This window comes from Pseudomonas sp. LBUM1644, from assembly GCF_059716195.1.
This window is the reverse complement of sequence record NZ_CP166812.1, coordinates 2,526,041-2,548,365: the sequence shown is the minus strand read 5'-3', so window position 1 is coordinate 2,548,365 and position 22,325 is coordinate 2,526,041. Positions and strand designations below refer to the sequence as shown.

12 protein-coding genes are annotated in these 22,325 nt (G+C 56.0%); 5 read left to right on the top strand and 7 right to left on the bottom strand.

Annotated elements, in window-relative coordinates; all coding sequences use genetic code 11:
• The first annotated feature begins 3 nt into the window (after positions 1-3).
• The 3 genes from ACA052_RS11475 (at position 4) to ACA052_RS11465 (ending at position 10,156) form a co-directional block, all read left to right on the top strand.
• Complete coding sequence (locus tag ACA052_RS11475; RefSeq protein ID WP_497649765.1) at positions 4-8,652, top strand: GH36-type glycosyl hydrolase domain-containing protein; 8,649 nt, start codon at positions 4-6, stop codon at positions 8,650-8,652.
• A 76-nt stretch (positions 8,653-8,728) separates the two neighbouring features.
• Positions 8,729-9,454 carry a Crp/Fnr family transcriptional regulator gene (locus tag ACA052_RS11470; RefSeq protein ID WP_497649764.1) on the top strand — a complete coding sequence of 242 codons (726 nt, stop codon included), beginning with the start codon at positions 8,729-8,731 and terminating at the stop codon, positions 9,452-9,454.
• A gap of 132 nt (positions 9,455-9,586) precedes the next feature.
• Positions 9,587-10,156 carry a GNAT family N-acetyltransferase gene (locus ACA052_RS11465; protein ID WP_497649763.1) on the top strand — a complete coding sequence of 190 codons (570 nt, stop codon included), beginning with the start codon at positions 9,587-9,589 and terminating at the stop codon, positions 10,154-10,156.
• A gap of 243 nt (positions 10,157-10,399) precedes the next feature.
• Here the strand turns inward: ACA052_RS11465 and ACA052_RS11460 are convergent, their stop codons facing one another.
• The 6 genes from ACA052_RS11460 to ACA052_RS11435 form a co-directional block, all read right to left on the bottom strand.
• Positions 10,400-11,656, bottom strand: a complete 1,257-nt coding sequence (locus ACA052_RS11460) for an OprD family porin (RefSeq protein WP_497649762.1) — start codon at positions 11,654-11,656, stop codon at positions 10,400-10,402.
• A 178-nt stretch (positions 11,657-11,834) separates the two neighbouring features.
• The gene (locus tag ACA052_RS11455) at positions 11,835-13,619 is read right to left on the bottom strand and encodes an acyl-CoA dehydrogenase C-terminal domain-containing protein (RefSeq protein WP_497649761.1); all 1,785 of its coding nucleotides are present in this window, start codon (positions 13,617-13,619) and stop codon (positions 11,835-11,837) included.
• Positions 13,620-13,713: 94 nt separating this feature from the next.
• The gene (locus ACA052_RS11450; protein ID WP_497649760.1) at positions 13,714-15,045 is read right to left on the bottom strand and encodes an MFS transporter; all 1,332 of its coding nucleotides are present in this window, start codon (positions 15,043-15,045) and stop codon (positions 13,714-13,716) included.
• 246 nt (positions 15,046-15,291) lie between these two features.
• Positions 15,292-16,101 carry a crotonase/enoyl-CoA hydratase family protein gene (locus tag ACA052_RS11445; RefSeq protein ID WP_497649759.1) on the bottom strand — a complete coding sequence of 270 codons (810 nt, stop codon included), beginning with the start codon at positions 16,099-16,101 and terminating at the stop codon, positions 15,292-15,294.
• Positions 16,098-17,702 carry an AMP-binding protein gene (locus tag ACA052_RS11440; protein WP_497649758.1) on the bottom strand — a complete coding sequence of 535 codons (1,605 nt, stop codon included), beginning with the start codon at positions 17,700-17,702 and terminating at the stop codon, positions 16,098-16,100. Before ACA052_RS11440 ends, ACA052_RS11445 begins: the two co-directional genes overlap by 4 nt.
• A gap of 11 nt (positions 17,703-17,713) precedes the next feature.
• Complete coding sequence (locus ACA052_RS11435; protein ID WP_497649757.1) at positions 17,714-18,619, bottom strand: enoyl-CoA hydratase; 906 nt, start codon at positions 18,617-18,619, stop codon at positions 17,714-17,716.
• Positions 18,620-18,695: 76 nt separating this feature from the next.
• Here ACA052_RS11435 and ACA052_RS11430 point away from each other — a divergent pair, with 76 nt between their 5' ends.
• On the top strand, positions 18,696-19,364 hold the full coding sequence (locus ACA052_RS11430) for a TetR/AcrR family transcriptional regulator (RefSeq protein ID WP_497649756.1): 669 nt from the start codon (positions 18,696-18,698) through the stop codon (positions 19,362-19,364).
• A 476-nt stretch (positions 19,365-19,840) separates the two neighbouring features.
• Positions 19,841-20,236 carry a DUF6632 domain-containing protein gene (locus ACA052_RS11425; RefSeq protein WP_497650306.1) on the top strand — a complete coding sequence of 132 codons (396 nt, stop codon included), beginning with the start codon at positions 19,841-19,843 and terminating at the stop codon, positions 20,234-20,236.
• 180 nt (positions 20,237-20,416) lie between these two features.
• Here the strand turns inward: ACA052_RS11425 and mqo are convergent, their stop codons facing one another.
• Entirely contained in the window at positions 20,417-22,063 is a 1,647-nt protein-coding gene (gene mqo, locus ACA052_RS11420; RefSeq protein WP_497649755.1) for a malate dehydrogenase (quinone), read from the bottom strand.
• Positions 22,064-22,325 lie beyond the last annotated feature (262 nt).

Sequence of the window (22,325 nt, the reverse complement as noted above, 5' to 3'; positions counted from 1 at the left end):
CTTATGAACAGCATATGGACACGCCTACAGAAGGTATTTTCTCGCTCGTCCGTTTTTTGGCGAATCCGTCTGTTTCCTCCACCCCGATTCAAATACGAGCCCATATTGCGCTCGGAGCTTTTCAGCACCGATCAGATGGCCAGTCACGGCATCGCCCTGGCCGGACAGCATCGCCTGACAACGCTGTCCGCACGGAACGCGATGCTGCACAGGCTCGATGACAACGAGAAGTTGCTCAAACGCAGTTGCGCGGCGCTGACCAACGCGCAAGGGTCCATTCGACGAGTGACGCCGGCGGCGGAATGGCTGCTGGACAATTACTATCTGATCGAGGAAAACATTCGCACCGCCCGAACGCACCTGCCCAAAGGTTATAGCCGTGAGTTGCCACGCCTGATCAACGGCCCGTCAGCGGGGTTGCCTCGCGTCTATGACATCGCGCTGGAGACCATCTCCCATGGCGACGGTCGAGTCGATGAGGAAAGCCTGAGCCGCTTCATTTCTTCCTATCAGACGGTGATGCCGCTTGCGCTGGGCGAACTGTGGGCGATACCGATCATGCTGCGTCTGGCGTTGATCGAAAACCTGCGGAGGGTGGCCTCCAGGGTCATGGCCAACGCCGACGAGCGCAATCTGGCCGATGACTGGGCCGAACACCTGATCGAAACCTCGGAACGAGACATCAAAAGCGTGGTGCTGACCGTTGCCGACATGGCCCGCTCCGCTCCGCCGATGAACGCCGCCTTTGTCGCCGAATTCACCCGTCGCCTGCAGGGCCAGAGCGCGGCGTTGGCCCTTGCGCTGAACTGGATGGAGCAGACGCTGAGTGAGACAGGCTCCAGCATCGAACGCCAGGTGCAGCTCGATGCGCAACAACAGGCAGCGGATCAGGTGTCGATTGGCAACAGCATCGGCAGTTTGCGCCTCCTGTCCGCCACGGACTGGCGCGAATTCGTCGAGTCGATGAGTCATGTCGAGCAGATTCTCACTGAAGACCCGGCAGAAATTTACCGGGCGATGGATTTCAGTACCCGCGACAGCTACCGGCATGTCATAGAACGCCTTGCCCGAAGAAGCCCCCAGCACTCGGAAATCCAGGTCGCCCGCGCCGCGATCCAGCTTGCCGCGGCCGGAACCGCTTCAGTCACCTGCGAATTGCTGGCCCGCCATGTCGGGTATTACCTGATCAGCGCCGGGCTGCCGACGCTGGAGCGACGACTCAATGCCAGGGTCCCGCTTCATGAGCGCTGGAAACGGTTGTTGCAGCAGTCGCCGCTGATGTTTTACCTGGCGCCGGTGGCTGTTCTGACGCTCATCTTCGCCTGGCCTTTACTGGCCTCCGCGCAGCGCGACGGAATGCCCGATGCGGCGCTTCTGATGATGGCGATTCCCTGCCTGATCATGACCAGCCGACTGGCGATCAGCCTGATCAACTGGTTGGTGACGTTCAGTCTGTTGCCGACGACGCTGCCGAAAATGGATTTTGCCAGCGGTATTCCCGATGGCGCGCGAAGCCTGGTGGTGATCCCGACGCTGATCGCCAGCCTGGCAGACGTGGACGAACTGGTGGAAGGTCTTGAAGTGCGGTTTCTCGCCAACCGCGACAGCAACCTGTATTTCGCGTTGCTCAGCGATTTTCTGGATGCGCCGCAAGAGGCTCAGCCACAAGACGCCGAGCTGCTCACACAAGCCTCCCGTGCAATCACCCTGCTCAATCGAAAATACGCGGACGGACTCAACGACCGATTCTTTCTGCTGCATCGGCCACGTCGCTGGAACGCGAGCGAACGTGTGTGGATGGGCCACGAGCGCAAACGCGGCAAGCTGATTGAACTCAACGCCCTGTTGCGTGGCCATGGAAGGGAACGCTTCAACGCCATTGTCGGCGACATCACGCCATTGCGCGGTGTGCATTACGTGATCACGCTGGACACCGACACCCTGCTGCCGCGCGATGTCGCTCGCCAATGCGTGGCGGCCATGATGCACCCGTTGAATCGTCCGTTGTTCGACAGTGACGGCGAGCAGATCATTTCCGGCTACGCAGTGTTGCAACCGCGAGTGGGCATCAGCCTGACCAGCGCCACGCGCTCGATCTACGCCCGGCTGTTTGGCAGTGATGCCGGCGTCGATCCCTACACTCGGACGGTATCCGACGTTTACCAGGACCTGTTCCAGCAAGGTTCCTTCATCGGCAAGGGCATCTACGACGTGGACGCGTTCACCTGCGCCCTGGAAGGTTGCTTGCCGGATAACCAGATTCTCAGCCACGACCTGATTGAAGGGTGTTACGCACGATCCGGCCTGCTCAGCGACGTGCAAGTCTACGAGCAATACCCCTCGCGCTACGGTGCCGATGTCAAACGACGGCATCGCTGGGTTCGCGGCGACTGGCAACTGTTGCCGTGGACATTGCCCTGGGCGCGCAACGCCGACGGCAAGTGGGTGCGCAACAGGCTGAGCGTCATGGCACGCTGGAAGATTCTGGACAATCTGCGACGCAGCCTGGAACCGCTGGCGCTGTTGCTGATGTTCGCATGGGGCTGGTTTGCCAGCAGTCAGCCAATGAACTGGACCCTCACAGTCATCGGGTTGATGGTGATTCAACCGTTGCTGCGTGCGGTGACCGATCTGATGCAGCCCCCCGCTAATGTGCCCTATGGACAATACCTCAGGGCGTTGCTGGATGATTTGGCACAAGACCTCGCCCGGGCAGGTCTGACGCTCGCCTGGCTGCCCTTCGAGATGTTCTACAGCGCTGACGCCATCCTGCGCTCGCTCTGGCGAATCGGCTTCAGCAGACGCCGGCTGTTGCAATGGCAGCCCTCGCGCGAGGTGGAGCGCACCACCGAAAACCGGCTGTCCGGCCTCTATCGCCAGATGTGGATCGAGCCGGTGTCTGCCCTGATCTCACTGGCGCTGCTGGTGAAGGATCCGCAGACGCTGGCCATCGCCAGTCCGCTGCTGCTGTCGTGGTTAGTGGGCCCCTGGATCGCTTGGTGGCTCAGTTCGGCACCCAAGCAGTCGGTGTTCGCACCGTCGACGGATGATTTGCGCTTCCTGCGGTTGCTGGCGCGCAAGACCTGGGCGTTCTTCGATCAATACGTCGGGCCCGAGGATCACTGGCTGCCACCGGACAACGTGCAGGAAGAACCCAGACCTGCCATTGCCCATCGCACCTCGCCGACCAATATGGGCATGTCACTGCTCGCCCACCTGGCCGCTCACGATTTCGCTTACCTGAGCACTGAACGACTGCTGTCCCGGCTTGCGGCGTCACTGGAAAGCATGGACGGTCTGGAGCGTTATCGGCAGCATTTCTATAACTGGTACGACACGCAGACCCTCGAGCCGCTGCGTCCGCATTACGTCTCCACCGTCGACAGCGGCAACCTGGCAGGCCTGCTGCTGACCTTGAGCACCGGCATTGCGCAGCTGGCAGACACCCCGATGTTCGGCCCTGCCGTGATCAAGGGCCTGCGCGATACCCTGGATATCCTTGCAGATGCCCAACGCGCTTCGGGGGCGGATGAATACGCCCTGCCATTGAGGAAAGGCCTTGAACCGGTCTCGCAAATTGCGAACCCCGAGGCGCTGGCAGACCTGCTGCACACGGCTCGTGTCATGGTCACCAGCCAGACAGTGGACATCGACGAGGAAAGCCTCTACTGGCGAGAAGCGTTCATCCGTCAATGCATCGACTGGACAGAAGAACTGCAGCGTTATCGCCTCCCTGCCCCCTCGGTCACGATTGAATCGCCTCGCACCTTGCGTCAACTGGCCGACCTTAGCCCCGCCGACTGGGCCACCGAGCATCACCCTGAAATCGAGCGGGTCCGCAGTGACGCCGCGCAGCGTCTGGAAACCCTGAAGCGTCTGGAGTTATTGGCGACGACGTTGGCGCAGATGGATTTCTCGCTGCTTTATGACAATCAGCGTGACCTGTTTGTCATCGGTTACAACGCCGAGGAGCGCAGGCTAGACACCGGTTACTACGACCTGCTGGCGTCCGAGGTGCGGCTGACCAATTACGTGGCCATCGCTCAAGGACAAATCCCCCAACGCGCCTGGTTCACCTTGGGAAGGCTGCTGAGTGAAAACGCCGGCGTACCGACGTTACTGTCCTGGTCGGGTTCGATGTTCGAATACCTGATGCCCATGCTGGTGATGCCCAACTTCGAGGGCAGCCTGCTGGACCAGACTTGTCGCGCCGCCGTGTCGGTGCAGATCGAACAGGGCAACAGGCTGGGTATTCCCTGGGGCGTTTCGGAGTCGGGTTACTCCACCGTCGACGCGCACTTCAATTATCAATACCGCGCCTTTGGCGTTCAGGCCCTGGGGCTCCAACGCGGGCTGAGCAATGACGTCGTGATAGCGCCCTACGCCAGCGTCCTGGCGTTGATGGTCGATGCCGATGCGGCCTGCAAGAACCTGCAACGTCTCGCCCTACAGGGCTCCGCTGGACGTTTCGGTCTGTATGAAGCCGTGGATTATACCGAGGCCCGCTTACCGCGCGGCCAACACTTCGTCGTAGTCCGGTCGTTCATGGCTCACCACCAGGGCATGAGCATGCTGGCCTTGACCAGCCGACTGCTCAATCAACCCATGCAACAGCGATTCGAGGCCGACCCGGCGCTGCGATCAGCCCTGCTGCTGCTACAGGAGCGAGTGCCGAAATCCGCCGCGCCGTACCTGCAGACCGCACAGTCACCAGTACTCGGCGATGTCGGCCAAGGCCAGGATACGGGGCTTCGGGTGTTCTCCGATCCGGGACGCAAGCGTCCGGCCGTGCAGTTGCTTTCCAACGGTCGCTACCACGTCATGCTGACCAGCGGCGGCGGTGGTTACAGCCGCCGTCATGAAATGGCGATCACCCGTTGGCAGGAGGACACCTCACAGGACAATTGGGGGATGTTCTGCTACCTGCGCGACGTCCAGAGCAACACGGTGTGGTCGGCGGCGCATCAACCGACGATGCATCAACCCGAGAGCCACGAGGCGATCTTCTGCGATTCCCGTGCAGAGTTCCGTGCGCGCAACCTGGATTTCGATACGCACCTGGAGATTGTTGTCTCGCCTGAAGACGACATCGAACTGCGCCGTCTGCATGTCACCAACCGAGCGTCATCGGCCAAGACACTGGAGATCACCACTTACGCCGAAGTGGTGCTGACAACCCCGGTCAGCGACGCGATGCACCCGGCGTTCAGCAAGCTGTTCGTGCAGACCGAATTACTGCCTGCGCTTCAGGCCATAGTCTGTAGCCGCCGCCCCCGGGCGAGCGACGAGCCGACACCGTGGATGTGCCACTTGCTGGCGGCACACGGGGTGGACATCGATGCGATCTCGTACGAAACCGATCGCGCCCGGTTCATCGGCCGAGGACGCAGTCTTGTGTCACCTGCCGTCCTTGATGCCGATTGCCAGCGCTTGTCAGGCAGTGCAGGCCCGGTGCTTGATCCGGTGATCGCGATTCGCTGCAGGATTACCCTGCAACCCGGACAACAGGCCACCATCGACTTGGTCACCGGTGTCGCTGAAAGCCGTGATGACTGCCTTTACCTCATCAACAAATACCGCGACCGCCACCTCGCCGACCGCGTGTTCGATCTGTCCTGGACCCATAGCCAGGTGCTTCTGCGTCAGCTCAACGCCTCGTTGTCCGATGCCCGTCTGTTCGAGCAGATGGCCTCGTCATTGCTTTACGCGAACGCCTCGATGCGCGCCAACCATGCGGTGCTGATTGCCAATCGCCGCAATCAGCCGGGGCTCTGGGGGCAGGCCATTTCTGGCGACCTGCCCATCGTGTTGCTGCAAATCCAGAGCCTGGACAGCATCGCCTTGGTGCAGCAATTGATTCAGGCCCACGCCTACTGGCGGCAAAAAGGGTTGGTAGTCGATTTACTGATCTGGAACGAAGATCAGGCGGGTTATCGCCAGCAACTGCAAGACGCGATCCTGGGCCTTATCACTTCAGGCAGTGAAGCCACTCTACTGGATCGTCCGGGCGGGATTTTTGTGCGCCCCGCGCAGCAGATGTCGAATGAAGATCGCGTGCTGTTCCTATCGGTTGCCAGGCTGGTGCTGAGCGAAGATCTGGGCAGCCTGGCCGAACAGATTCATCGCCGCAAAGTATCACCGGTGCACGCGCCGTTTGTGGCGACCCGGCATTTTCAGGCTCGGCCGGCAGCGGTACGACCGAGCCGTCCCTTTTTGCTGTTGAGCAACGAATATGGCGGCTTCAGCGCCAATGGCGGTGAGTACATCATCACTGGGCTCGCGCCCGATCCGACACCCGCGCCCTGGGTCAACGTGATCGCCAATGCACATCTCGGCACGGTGGTCTCGGAAGCCGGCAGTGCCTATACCTGGGCCGAAAACGCCCATGAATTTCGCCTGACGCCCTGGCACAACGATCCGGTCACCGATCGCAGCGGCGAAGCCATTTACCTGCGTGATGAAGAGACCGGGCACTTCTGGTCTGCAGCGCCTCAACCCTGCCCCGGACAAGGCCCGTACCAGACCCGTCACGGTTTCGGTTACAGCGTGTTCGAGCATGAAGAAGACGGCATTTACAGCGAGCTGTGGATCTACGTGGCGCTGGATGCGCCGATCAAATTCTCTCGGCTAGTGTTGAGCAACCGCTCAGGACGCCGCCGGTCTTTGTCGGTCACCGGGTATGTGGAATGGGTACTGGGCGATCTGCGCAGCAAATCGGCGATGCACGTGGTCAGCCAATCGGATCCCACCAGCGGGGCCTTCTTCGCCCGCAACGCCTATTCGTTGGAGTTTTCCGAGCGGGTGGCGTTCTTTGACACCGACACGATCGATCACGGTGTCAGCGGTGACCGTACTGAATTCATCGGCCGCAATGGCACCCTCGCCTCACCGGCAGCGATGCAGCATGCCGGTCTGTCCGGACGCATGGGCGGCGGTCTGGACCCGTGTGCCGCCCTGCAAGTGTCGATCGAACTCGGCGAGGGTGATACACGGGAAGTCATTCTGCGTTTGGGGGCAGCGTCTTCCAATAACGCCGCCACCCAGCTGGTGCAGCGTTATCGAGGCAGCCTGGTGGCCGCCGAGGAATTGCATAAAGTACGGGAACACTGGCGCTCATTGCTCGGAGCGATTCGTATTGAAACGTGCGCGCCTGAGGTCGACGTCATGGTCAACGGCTGGTTGATGTATCAGGTCATCGCGTGCCGTTTCCAGGCCCGAAGCGGCTACTACCAGTCGGGTGGCGCCATCGGTTTTCGCGATCAGCTGCAGGACAGCATGGCGATGATTCATGCCGATCAGGCGGCCGTGCGAGCGCATCTGTTGATGTGTGCCGGCCACCAGTATGTGGAAGGCGACGTGCAACACTGGTGGCACCCACCGATGAATCGAGGGGTTCGCACCGCCTGCTCCGATGACTTTTTGTGGCTGGTGGCCGCCACCAACCGCTATATCGAAATGACCGCAGACGTGGGTGTACTGGAAGAGGTCGCCGGATATCTGGAAGGACGCCAACTGGCGGCCGGCGAAGAGTCCTACTATGACCTCCCCGGTGAATCGCCCCTGCGAGAGTCCCTGTATCAACACTGCGTGCGTGCCATCGAACACAGCCTGCGCCGCGGTCATCACGGGTTGCCGCTGATGGGCTCCGGGGACTGGAACGACGGCATGAATCGCGTCGGCCACCTGGGTGCAGGTGAAAGTGTCTGGCTGGGCTTCTTCAGCTATCAGGTGCTGGAGCAATTTGCGGTGACCGCTCGCCTGCACGGTGATCACGCATTTGCCAAACGCTGCAGCGACAGCGCGGTGACACTGCAACGCAACCTTGATCAAACGGCCTGGGACGGCGCCTGGTATCGCCGCGCCTGGTTCGATGACGGACAAATGCTCGGCTCGGCGAGCAATGAAGAATGTCGTATCGATTCCATTGCACAAAGCTGGTCAGTGCTATCGGGGGCCGGCTCTGCCGTCCGCCAGATCAAGGCCATGCAGGCATTGGATGAGCATCTGATCAAACGTGACATCCGCGCCGTGCTGCTGCTGGATCCACCGTTTGACAAGGGCACCCTGGACCCCGGCTATATCAAGGGCTACGTGCCTGGCGTGCGCGAGAACGGAGGTCAGTACACGCATGCTGCCGTTTGGGCGGGTATGGCGTTTGCGCAGTTGGGTGAAGCCGGCAAAGCATGGGAACTGCTGAATCTGATCAACCCCGCCGCGCCTTCCAACAACGCTCAAATCGACACCTATAAAGTTGAGCCCTATGTCATGGCCGCGGATGTCTACGGCGCCGCGCCCCATGCCGGCCGAGGTGGCTGGACCTGGTACACCGGTTCTGCGGGCTGGATGTACCGGCTGATTGTCGAGTCGTTGTTGGGCGTACAACGCAGTGGCCGCACGCTCAGGATCGAACCACTGATACCTGTCGACTGGCCGGGCTTCATCTTGCACTACCGCTTCGGCAAAACCCTCTACCACTTTGATGTGCGTCAGGGCAGTTCGACCTTCACCTCGATGACCCTCGACGGCCAGCCATTGAATGACGCTGCGCTGCCACTGGATGACGGCGGACTGGAGCATTGGGTCCGGGTAGATTGTCGCGCGCGGTCACCTAGGCCCCAAGCGCTGGAATTCGAGCATGCCGCCGATGAATAGACATTGATCACCAGCCATGGCATGCATGGGAGTACCCTGAGCGGGCACGCCCCTGTTCCGCCACGGATGCTCTGTCATGCATGCCTCGCCCAATCCAAGCCACAATCATTTACTGGCGGCACTCCCGGCCGTCGACCTCCAGCGTCTTGCTCCGGACCTGGAGCAGGTCAGTCTGGCGCTGGGCGATGTGCTATATGAACCGGGGGACACCTTGCGGCACGTTTACTTTCCGACCGACGCCATCGTTTCCCTGCTGCATGTCACGGAAAACGGTTCGTCAGCAGAAATCGCCGTGGTCGGAAACGAAGGTTTGATCGGCATTGCGCTGTTCATGGGCGGCGAAAGCACCTCCAGTCGGGCGGTGGTACAAAGTGCCGGTGGTGCGTTTCGCCTGCCCGGGCAAAAGCTCAAGAAAGAGTTCAACCGTCATGGTGATCTGCTCCTGCTGATGTTGCGCTACACCCAGGCGCTGATCACGCAGATGTCACAGACCGCCCTCTGCAATCGTCATCATTCAATCGATCAGCAATTGTGTCGCTGGCTGCTGTTGTCGCTGGATCGCCTGCACGGCAATCACCTGAACATGACCCAGGAGCTGATCGCCAACATGCTGGGCGTGCGCCGCGAGGGCGTCACGGAAGCGGCCGGCAAACTGCAGCGTCAAGGCGTCATCGAGTACAGCCGAGGCCAGATCACGGTTCTGGATAGAGCACGCCTTGAACGGCTCAGCTGCGAGTGCTACATGGTGGTCAAGACCGAAACCGATCGGCTGTTGCATTACACCCGTCGTCAGGACGAGTGATGCGTTCGAATGGTTTGCCGGCGGCAATACCGGCTGTCCCTTAAACCTGTCAGCGAGCGGATAGTGCTCCAGCTCACCTCGCATAAGACTAGGGTGAATGAGCAGTCCCATTAATGAGCTGGAGTTCATCGCATGTCTTATGACGCAAGCATCAACAATCGTTTCAAGGATGAAACCGATGGGCTGACCAGCGAATACTGGGTGGAATCCTTGGCCGACGGTACGCCCCTACTGATTCGTGAACTGGCAGAAACGGATCGAGACCGGGATCTGGCCTTTTTCAACGAGCTCGGCAAAGGCAAACCGCATTTTCATTTTCTGGCCTCGTTCAGCAATCTGGTCGAACCCCATGAACAGCTCATGGACATCAACCTGCACAATCGCATGGCCTACCTTGCACTGGCATACGAAGGCAGTCAGCTCATTGAAGTGGGTACTGCGCGTTATGGGGCGTACGAAGGCGATGCTCATTGCGAGTTCGCCGTTGCTGTTCGCGACCGCTGGCAACGACGAGGGGTCGCCACTGCGCTGTTACAACATTTGATGGACACCGCCACTCGTCAAGGCTTCAGCAAAATCTCGTCAATGGATTCGTCAGGTAACGAGGCAATGCATGGCCTGGCCGTTGGTATGGGATTTACCAGCAGAGCTGATGAAGAGCATGGTTCGCAGATTTTTCATGAGTATGTGTTAGCGCCCTAGTTTTAAAAGGGCCGCTAGGTGACCTGTTCGCGTTGATGCTTGGGCAGCAGTTGAATCCACAGCCAAGAGCGGACGTTCAATTCGGGGCCGTTAACCGCCCACAAGCAGTCTTTCAAATGGCTGTCGAATTTAGAGAAAACGGAGCGAACAGCGCACTGAGGCTTGAATATTCGATCATAGGCTTACCAAGGCAACACCAAGCTGAAAATATTCGGCCGTTGCGTAACGGCCGGTTCCAGCGATTCAGAGGGGAATGGAATAACTGAGGATTAATCGATTCTCGTCGATGTCACTACCGAAATTGGTCGAGCGGACTGTCGCGTTGCGCCATTTAATACCGACGTTTTTCAGAGGTCCGCCCTGAATCACGTAGGCGATATCCGTATCACGCTCCCACTCCTTCCCTTCCGGACGATTCGGTCCTAGGTCGATGTTGTCCCCGGTCAGATAGCGGGTCATGAACGTCAGCCCAGGCACGCCCATCGCAGCGAAGTTATAGTCATATCTCGCTTGCCAAGAACGCTCAGAAACGTTGCCAAAATCATTAACCTGTACAAAGTTCACCAGGAATGCATCTGTACCACTTATATAAGCGTAACCGCTGTCTCCACTCATGCGCTGATAGCCCAAGCCAAAAGCCTGTGAGCCCAGCGTATAGGTAAACATCGCTTCCAACGCACGGTTATCAACCTGGCTGGAGCTTAATTCGGTGGAACGTGCGAACCGGATATCACTCTTAAGGGTGCTTCCTCCGGACAACGGCGCCACGTGGTTCAACGTAAAAACATGTTGATCGTAAACATTGTCTAAGCGGCCATAACCATACCCAGTAGTTAACTGATCTGTCCATTTATAGCTAAAGTTCGCGAAGTCAAAATTATCACTGGCAAGCTGTCGAGGTTTGAAGTTCTTTACGCCGACGGTTGAGATACTGATATCTTCGTAGTCTGTGGAATCCCGTTGATTTACCTTTGTGAGCCGTCCGGCATCCACAGTTAGACCGAGCAATTCCAACGAATTAAGCTGCCCCCCCCTAAAAGTTTGCGGCAGCAACCTCGAATCGTTCGCCTGAAGTAGCGGCAACTTTGGAGTCAAAGTGCCTACCTTCAACACGGTTTTAGAAACTCGCATCTTAGCGGTGACGCCCAATTCGCCGTATTCATCTTGGGCCCTGCGTGGGGACTCACGATCACGCAGGAGCAACCCAGTACCGGACCTGTCTGGGCTAGAATCCAGCTTTACACCTACTTGCCCCAAAGCATCAAATCCGAAGCCGACTGTGCCTGCCGTAAACCCGGACTCATATCGCAACAGGAATCCTTGCGCCCACTCCTCCGCCTTAGACTGCGGGGCATTATCTTGGCGAAAGTCTCGATTCATATAAAAATTTCGCGTATCGAGTGATGCCTTTGTATCCTTCAAAAAATCTGCATTCGCATAGGAAGATGACAGCGCGCTACCTGCGAAAACCATTCCGCTTACCAAAATGCTGCGATTCATATTTCTGCCTCTTTTATTGTTTTTGATGGGACAGCCGTATTGAAAAATGTGAAAGCAGATGACATGCAGACGCCACCCGCTCCTTATTTAATTCCAAGGACGGAATCTATATATCGTCACGTAATCACAAAACAGACAACATGAGAGGTCATCCACAATCCTCTCGTATCGCCCTCACTCAGACAAACAAAAACTCGTCATTGGACATATCCATCGTGACCTGACTCGAAGTGCTAATCACTTTGAAATGATATTCTGACTTCGGCAGTGTTTGTTTGAAGAAGAAGTTACCTGTCTTCACCTTTGCTTGAGCCATCCGGAAATTTTCGGCGTTGGTTAGTTGCAACGAAGCGCGAACTACTTTCGCCCATGCAAATCCCATCGAAACGAGCCCGAACAGTTGCAAATAGTGGTGACTGGCGGCGCCATTCAAATGCTCATCAGTCTGAGCATTTGACGTGACGTAACGCGTTGCACTCCGCAAGTATCTGAGGGCGTTGCCTAGCAACTCAGCTAAGTCCGTACGAACCTCCGAGAGACCATTTATTTCTTTGTCGATTAAATCAAAGAAACTATTCACCGTCTTACCATCGTTCATCTGTATCTTGCGATGGATAAGATCGAGTCCCTGGATACCGTTCGTACCTTCATAAAGCGAAATGATTCGCCCATCTCTGACGAACTGCTCAACGCCAGTTTCTCTGATGTAACCATGCCCGCCAAATACCTGTACCGCCGCATTCGTCGCTTCGAAAGACTGATCGCTGAAAAATGCTTTCAGAACTGGCGTCAGCAAGGCCAGAAGGTCTTCACATTCAGCCCTCACCTCCAAGTCAGGATGGTGGTGACGGCGATCAAGGTGAATACCAGCCCACATCCAAAGTGCTCGGGCACCTTCTACGAATGATTTGCCAATCAGAAGATTCCTACGAACGTCCGGATGGTTAATGATCGCTATGGGGTTGCTACCAGCCGGTTGACCGGGTTCACGACCTTGAACCCTCTCAGTCGCATATTCCGTAGCTTTTTGAGCTGCCGCTTCAGCCAAGCTAACCGCTTGTACCGAAACACCCAAACGTGCGCCATTCATCATCGTAAACATCGCTTTCATGCCCCGATGTGGCTGCCCAATCAGCCACCCTTCCGCACCTTCAAAAGCTAGGCTCGCGGTCGCAGAAGCCCGCATCCCCATTTTATGTTCGATGCCCGTGCAAACGACGTTGTTGCACTGTGACCAAATCCCTTCGGCGGTTGGTATCAACTTAGGTACAGCGAATAGCGAAATGCCTTTAACACCCGGTGGCCCATCGGGTAGCCGAGCGAGGACGAGATGGACAATATTTTGGGAGAGGTCATGCTCGCCCCCGGTCACGAAAATTTTGGTTCCAGTAATTTTATAGGAGCCAGAATCATTCAGCTCAGCACGAGTTTTGAGCAACCCCAGATCCGAACCGCAATGTGGTTCAGTAAGGCACATGGTCCCCGTCCAACTGCCGTTCACAAGTCGGGGCAAAAACGTTTCCTTCAGTTCTTTAGAACCGTGAGAGTAAATCGCTTGGTATGCGCCCTGGGTTAAGCCCGCGTAGGTACCGAAAGAGCTATTCGCCGCACTGGTGATCTCGCGAATGATCAGGCCAATCACGTGAGGTAATCCCTGCCCCCCGTACTCATGCGCTGCCACCAGTCCCGTCCACCCGCCTTCTCGATAAAGATCAAACGCGGCCTTAAATCCCGTAGGCGTACGTACTTGGCCGTTATCCCAAACACATCCTTCTTCATCACCGCTACGGTTGAGCGGTGCCAGTTCGTTTTCTGCGAGACGTGCACCCTCCGAGATGATTGCTTCGATGAGTTCGGGCGTAAAATCTTCATAACCTGGAAGCGACAGCACCAAGCCCGCATAATCCAATACGTTATTCAGAAGGAAGTTATAGTCGTCTACCGGTGCAGCATAACTGGACATCGAAGTTCTCCACTCGATTGGAAGTCTAAATGCGTATCGAAATAGCGGAACACGTGAGCTTAGGACTCGCCTCGATAATCGGCGCTAACGCTCCCTACGTTTTAATAAAGCTTTTGAGGCGCTCAGCGTCTCGCTCGGGATGAACAAAAATCCCCACCGCTAAACCGCCTACGACCAATGCGATACCTAAAATTTGATAAGCGAAGGAATAGCCGGCCAAGGGGTTAGCGGCGTGGTCCACCAATATCCCCACCATTGAAGGCGCGATAAGTCCCGAGACATTCTGCAAGGCCAAGAAAATCCCCAATGTACTCGCCAACTGTCGAGCAGGTGTTATTTGAGAAATAACAGCGTTCATCATTGGCAACGCCACGCTAGCGCACCCGTAACCAAAGATCAGGACGCCCACAACTAGATAGGGTGTTTGGATAAACGGCAAACTGCAAAGTGTTAACCCGCCGATCAACAGGAAACCTGCGGTCGTCAAGGCGCGGGTGACGCGAGCGCTGTGATTGCGGCTTGATAAGCGATCAGCAATGAACGTTGATCCGAACATCATGATTAGAGAGGCGATGCTAGGAAGCCCGAACATAAGGCCCGAGTGCAGCCTTGAATAACCGAGGCCCGCTTCCAGATAGGACGGGATCCACGTTATCGAGGCAGCCACCAATGCGTATACCGTGAACGTTCCAAAAAGCGCGCCGAGAAATGAAGGCGTCAGCAAAATCTTCCTCAGAGGGACTCGCTCGGCGACAACGTCTGCGGCCTGTCCTGGCACGGCAGCGGTGGTTCGACTCTTGCGCGCGTACGGACCTTCTTTGGCGATCATCAGCCAGAAGACGCACCAGAGAACGCTGACTGCCCCCATGACAATAAAACACGCTCGCCATCCCCAGGCAGCGAGTATGAGCGCGAGAATTGGAGCGACAGCGATCTTTGCGAGCGACGACCCTGAAGTCACGAGAGCGGAAGGGAAACTACGCTTCTCAGGAGGAAACCATTGAAAGACGGCCGTGTTGGCCATCGCCGTGGCTGGTCCTTCCGCTGCACCGAGCAAGATACGAGAAATCAGCAGTACAGTGAATGTCCCCGAAATTAGGATCGGTAGCTGTATCAAGCCCCACAACAAAGCGAGAGTCAGAAGAATCCAGCGAACCTGAAAACGGTCACCGAGAAATCCAACTGCCGCGCCGCTGATACTGAACAAAAAGAAGAACGCGCTGCCGGTATAGCCTATTTGAGATGCCGTCAGGCCCAAATCCTCTTGGAGCGCACGAGCTACAATTCCGATGATTGCTTTGTCCGCCCAGTTGATGGTTGCAAACATAACAACCATAAGAGTGACCGACCACGCTCGGCGTTTGTAGTTTTCGAACCGCATTGTGTTCGCCAGATCCGCTTGCGATGTTTCTATGCTAATGCCCATGAAACGCGTCTCCAATTCTTGTTTTTATTGTACTCGTGATTGTCTCTTTGCTTGGTGAGCCTTGTTCGGAATCACTTATCGCGGGCGAGTCAATAGGTTGGCCGAATGCAGCACATCCAGGCCGAGTGACTTATATTTCGCGAATAGTCCGGTTCAACAGCGCATTAACTTCTAGTAGATATACGCACTGGTCGCATACCTTGCTGAACCGCTTATAGCTTTTTTAAAAGTGGAAAATCCAGATCGTCATCGTCCGGTAAAGTTTGCTGGTCGACGATCTACGAATGATTTGCGGCCTTCTACGGCATCTTCAGATGATAGGAGCGCAACCAAATCTGGAACCAACTGTTTCGACGCGGAGATTTCCCCCTCCCGCACGGCACGCGTTGCTGATTTCAGTGCAGTTTGGACACCCAGCGGTGCTTGAGCCGAGATAGTCTTAGCAATTTCAATGGCACGCAGGAGCTGGCCATTAACGGACGTTACTTCTTGAACCAACCCGATCCGCAGCGCTTCCCGCACGTCAAAGGTGTCGCCGGTCAAGATCCAGCGCATCGCGTTGCCCCAGCCCACCTCCCTAGGAAAACGGATTGTCGCGCCGCCGAATGGATAGATCCCCCGGGAAACCTCCATTTGGGAAAATTTGGTGTCTTCAGCGGCGACGCGAATATCGGTGGCCAAAGCAATCTCAATCCCCAGGGTGAGGCACCAGCCCTGGAGCGCGCAAACCACGGGTTTTGTTCGCGGAGCGGTGAAGAATCCTCTCCAATCAACCCCCCCTTCCGGTATTCCGCCGTTGCCGCCTTGTAGCGCGTCGCTTACCTGGGCAAGGTCGAGACCACCCGTAAAATGTTCTCCATGTGCATAGAGCACACCGCAGCGTATTTCCTCATCCCGCTCCATTTCACCGTAGGCAAGCGCAAGTTGCTCACGCATATCAACATCGAATGCATTCCGCTTGTTAACTCTGTTCAGACCAATTAAAAGCAAATGGCCAACTTTGTGCCGAGTTACGGTCCGCGAGTCGCTGTTCAAATCCACATCATCGATGATCATGCGCTTATCTCCGCATTAGGCTGAGTATGTGATGAAAGTAGCTGCTGCTTATCTATTTTCCCCACCGCTGTTCGTGGCAGCATTGCAATAACTTCCACAACCGTTGGCACCTTGAACGGTGCAAGTTCAGCTCGGCATCGTTCAATTAAAAAGTCTTTGTCGAGGTTAGCTCCTTGATTGACAACTACCACGGCTTTAACTGTCTCGCCTCGATAATCATCAGGGATACCAATTACGGCCACCTCAGCGACGCCTTCGATCTGCCCAATAACCCGTTCAATTTCAGCTGGGTAAATGTTGTAGCCACTGGCTACAATTACTTCTTTGAGGCGGCCCACCACGTAGAGATAGCCATCCTCATCAATCTTGGCGATATCGCCTGTAAGGAGCCAGCCATCCCTGAGCGCTTGAGCGGTGAGACCTGGCTCCCGCCAATAGCCTTTCATTATTTGCGGGCCTTTGATGGCAAGCTCACCGCTCTCGCCTGGAGGAACGTCAACAAGCTCTCCACTGATCGTCGAGACGATCCTGGCTTGAGTGAAAGGCACAGGGATTCCGGCGCTTCCATTTCGTCGTTGTAAAAACGGAGGATTGGTATGAGTGGTGGGCGAAGATTCACTCATTCCAAACCCATCAAGTACTTTTGAACCAGATCGCAATTCAAATTGTGCGAGATGAGCGGGTGGCATTTGCGCACCCGCTGAATTGAAAATCGATACGTGATCCAAACCGAACGTTTCCAGATCTGGTTCGCGCAGAAACGCCGCATACATCGTAGGAACACCAAAGAAAGCGAAAGGCTTGGTCTCTCTAATCAATTCAAGAACTGCTCGCGAGTGAAATCTCGGCACTATCAACTGATTCATGCCCATCGCCACGCTCATGAGTGTTACGCACGTTAGGCCGAATACGTGACACATGGGCAAGGTGTTGACGACCTTCGCCTCTGGTGGAACTTCCAGAACCTTGAAAGTCAAACGCAGCCGCTGCTCGATGTTGGACAGGATGTTTTCATGAGTGAGCATTACAGCCTTGGGCAGCCCGGTCGTACCGCCGGTGTATTGCAGCACCGCAATGTCGGAACTCACATCTGGGAAATCTAACCCAGACAGATTGTCATCTGTGGCGTGGGAAATTACTGCCGGGGCGCCTTCCCCAACCAAGCAGACTGCGCATTTAATTTCCTTACCGCTGTCGCGAAGTTTGGCCATCTGTTCCGGGGTCGTGACTAGTAATGACGTCCCCGAGTGATCAAGGATACGCACGACTTCTGCCGCGACATATGCAGCATTCACCTGCACGACAATTCCACCAGCTAACCAGGTGGCAAAAAGCGTAGCGACATATTCCGGCAGATTCGGCAGGTAAATTGCGATCCGATCACCGGCGGCGACTCCTGCGATCTTGAACAGCTCGGTCATGAGCTGAGATTCTGCCTCTAAGCGCTCAAACGTCCAGCTGCCTGTAGGCGAGGTGAGCGCGGTACGGTCACGATATTTTCTAGTCGCGTTTTCCAAAAGCTCGGTCAATTTTTTGTTCGATACATCCAACGGTTCCATAGCACCCGAAGGATAATATTTGATCCAAGATTTGTTATTCATGGGACTACGCCTCAAACATTAATTGGATGCCCGTTCGCATCCCGCCGAATAGAGTGAGTCTTCCCGCTGGCCTTGAACTCCTTGGCTTCCTCGCTGAAGTGGCTAAGCATATGGGAGTCGAAATGCGCACGTAGCGCCTGCTCACGCCCCATGATGTCGTAAGTACGATTGATAGATTTTTTGAGTACCTTCAGCGCAAATGCCGGCGCCTGGGCGATCTGATTCGCCAATTCCAATACTGCATCATCCAGCTCAACAACCGGCACGACCCGGTTCACCATTCCAGCGGCCAAAGCATCAGCTGCTGTCATACGCTGCCCAGTAAACAGCATTTCCTTAGCCTTGCGGGATCCCAGCACCCACGGGTGGATCAGCACTTCTACTGCCGATACCGCCATCGTATGTACGACCGGATCAGCGAAGAATGCATTTTCAGACGCGACCATCAGATCGCACATGTTCGCGACCATAAAACCGCCAGCGATGCACGCGCCGTCGACCTGCGCAATGGTGGGCTTGTGGCAATTCAAGATGTTCAAGCAGTAGGTTAGGTAGTACTGGTCCTCATAGGCCCAGCGCTCTTCAACACTGAAATTTGCGCGAAGTGCGCGTCCTTCTTTCAGGTCATGGCCAGCAGAGAAATGCCCCCCCTTACCCGCCAGCACAATTACACGCACCTCACTATCAGCTTCCGCCGCTGCAAGAGCGCTATTCAGCTCCTCAAGAAGCTGAGTGTTCTCGGCATTTCTCATTTCTGGTCGGTTGTGCCACAGACGTGCAACAGGGCCGATCTTTTCGTACACGATATCTTGATAAGTCGTCATCGCTAATACCTGGTGGAGAGAGTTGCGGTTGCTGAATGCTCGATGCAGAGCAATCTTGACAGTGATAAGACCATCCAATTTGTTCAGTGTCAAGATTAGCTTTTGGGCGAGTGAGGTTGCGTTTCACCTAAGCGCGAATCAGAATCGAGGTATTCAAACAGGTGACTAAATGATGAACTCAGCGGACTCCCCGGCAACTCTGAAAGCAAGCTCCAAGCAGGAGCGGAAGCCTTCTTATCATCACGGGAATCTGAGGGAAGCCCTTATCGAGGGGGGGTTGGCTCTGCTGGAGGAGTACGGAGCCGCCGACTTAAGCCAGCGTTTGCTAGCTCGCCAATTAGGCGTTTCCCAGACTGCTCCGTATCACCATTTTGGGGACAAAAACGCTCTTCTAGCTGCCCTCGCAACTGAAGGATTTCGACGGTCGGCAAATGTTTTGAAGACTGCCACTATCGAAAACCAGTCGCTGGAGCGACGAGTCCGTGGCTTGTGTGCTGGCTACGTGCGGTTCGCACGAGAAAAGCCAGAGCTGTTTCGCCTGATGTACGGCACCGCGGTGCAGCGCAAGAACGAGTATCCGGAATTGGTTGCGGCTTCAACTGAGGCGTTTGAGGCTTTAGCAACAAAAGTGGCAGAGATGATTACGGATTTCGACATCACGCACGTGGATGCCAGGCAGGCCACCACCTCACTGTTAGGCCTTAGCCATGGTCTCGCTCACCTAATTGTGGACCGTCGAGTTTCGCCCATCTTGTCAGAGCTTATCGATGACGAACGCGTGGTGGTTGAGCAAGCTGCGAGGTTGTTCGTTAAAGGTTTCCAACCTTCGACAGAGTGAACTCACATTTTTGTGATTCAAACTCTCAACGGAATATTGAAGCGCTGACAGCTTCAATAGGCCTGTTTACTGGATCTCAGGGTTCCTTCATCCCTCCTGCTTAGATCGCCGCTCGAATACGTAATTAATGGGGAACGCTGGTTCCACCGACCTGCAAAGTCTGCCTATCAATTAGTGGTGTAAGCCATGGCCGCTGTGGGTTGTTTTGCGGCCAGTCGCGACAGACAGCAATCGGCCAGAAGCAGCCAGTGGACAGAGCGATAGCAAATGAGTAGCTATGATTGGTCTACTGCAGGAACTAATCGAGCAGATTGGGCTTTCCGTCCAAGGTGTATAAACCCCTTCAGCGGACACCCGACTGTCACAATGCCCGGTCTGGTCAGGGCTAGACGACAAAACAAGGAATGGTATCCACCAAGCCCGTGAAGGTGTCATCACCCCACTCGGGGTCAATTTAGAGTTAGGCCCAAAGAGGAATCTGCCATGACTGTAGTAGATCACCTCTGCGCGTCGTTCTAGTTTTGGCTGGCTTGGCGTGCCTTGCTCTCTACCCACTTATGTTGTTCTGGTCGTCCGGCTGGGCCTGGCACGTCGGTCACTCGGACTACCCGATGATGATCGTTGGCATCTACGCAACACTTGGCGTGTTCTTGATCCTGGCCGCACGTGATCCATTAGCCAATCTGAGCCTGATCTGGTTCACCGTGTGGTCTAGCGCCGTACACGGAGGAATCATGGCTGTCCAGGCGGTGACCCAGCCGGAACAAATGGGGCACCTGGCAGGTGACGTGCCGGCGCTCTTTATCGTGGCGATTGCCTTGGCCGTCTTGACGCCCCGCTCGCAATTGGCCGCTCGGCCCCGGACTACGTAGCAACGCAGTCTTCAAGACTGGCCCGCGTTTTGTCACAGCCAGAAGCAGGCATTTGCAGTTAGGCTTGATCAGCGTGCCCATCGAAACTCTACCTTCTCTCGACCCATTAAAAAGCCCGCTGACCGTTAACGTCCAGCGGGCTTTTGTCTCTAAGTCAGCGATGCCAAGCATTCCGAATGATCATAAAGCCATGTCAGCCGGTGCCTTTTCCTGCATCGGCTTACCCTCCTCCTTTTCAGCAATCGGCGTAGCGAACTGACTGATCGCCGGTGGGGGCATCAGTTCAAGTATCTTGGCGGTATAGGCCCATTCCTCAGCCACTTTTGCCGGGTCGTCGTTAAGTTGGGTACCGTAGCTCGGGAGAATCTGGTGCAGTTTCTCCTGCCAGGCGGGCGTTGCGACTTTGTCTTTGAAGACTTTCTGCAGCAAGCTCACCATGATGGGTACCGCGGTCGACGCGCCTGGAGAGGCACCTAGCAAACCGGCAATGGTGCCGTCCTGGGATGTAACAATCTCTGTACCCAGTTTCAGGACGCCACCGGCCGCTTCGTCACGCTTGATCACCTGCACGCGCTGGCCTGCTTGCCACAGATGCCAGTCTTCGGCTTGGGCGTTGGGGAAGTATTCTTTCAGTGCATTGAGACGATCCTCGTCCGACAGCATCAGTTGGCCAGCGAGGTACTCGACCAGTGGATATTGTTTGATGCCGACGCGAGTCATCGGCCACACATTGTCTATCGTGGTAGTACTCAGCAGGTCTAGAAAGGAGCCCTGCTTGAGAAACTTGGTACTGAAGGTTGCGAATGGCCCGAACAGGATCAGGCGCTTGCCGTCCAGTACACGGGTATCCAGATGCGGAACCGACATGGGCGGCGCCCCCACCGATGCCTGGCCGTAGGCTTTGGCCAGATGCCGCTCGGTGATGGCCGGGTTTTCTGTCACCAGAAATGAGCCGCCCACTGGAAAGCCCGCATATTCCCTGGCCTCGGGAATACCCGATTTCTGCAACAGCTTCAGCGCGCCACCACCCGCACCGATGAACAGGAACTTGGCATCGGTTACGTTTTCGCTCCCGTCTTTGAGGTTTTTGTAGCTGACGCGCCAACTACCGTCCTTATTTCGGGTGATGTCCTGCACTTCGCTTGACAGCTTCAGGGCAAATGTCGGCGAGGTTTGCAGGTAACCGACCAGTTGGCGGGTCACTTCTCCGAAATTGACATCGGTGCCATTGGGGTTCCACGTGGCCGCAATTTTTTGCTTCGGATCACGCCCTTCCATCATGAGCGGAACCCAATTTTTGATCACCGCCGGGTCTTCGGAGTACTGCATGCCGCGAAACAGCGGGCTAGCCTGCAACGCCTCATAACGCTTTTTCAGAAAGCTGGCGTTGGCATCGCCCCAGACGAAGCTCATGTGCGGGGTGGAATTGATGAACGAACGCGGGTTCTTCAGCACGCCTTGCCTAACCTGCCAGGCCCAGAATTGCCGGGTCAACTGGAAGCCTTCATTGACTTCAACGGCCTTGGAGATCGTGACTTTTCCGTTCTCGTCTTGCGGTGTGTAATTCAACTCGGCCAATGCCGAATGACCTGTACCCGCGTTGTTCCAGCCATTGGAGCTTTCCAGGGCGACACCGTCGAGGCGTTCGACCATCTCCATCGAGAGCCCGGGCTCCAATTCATTCAGCCACACGCCCAAGGTTGCGCTCATGATGCCGCCACCGATAAGCAGCACATCGACTTTTTTGGCCTCTTCGGCGTTCGAATGCACAGCGCCAAAAGACAGCGTTAAACCGGCAAGAATGTGCTTCAGTTTTTTCGTGTTCATCTTGTGCTTCTCCCGCAAATTTACGGTCATCCTTACCGCTCAGTTAGCTCTATCGTTGGTGATAGGTGGTAAAGACCTGGTGAGAAGCTTCAAGATCAAGCATCACGTGAATCCAGGAGCCCTATTGGGTTCCATGCTCGGCACCCAATGAAATCAGGGTAACGAGGACCGAAGAATCCTGTTCAGGTGTTTGCGTGCTTTTTGTGCCAATTTGCATTTAATTACGGCCACACTCTGAATTCATCTACCTGTCGGCAAATGC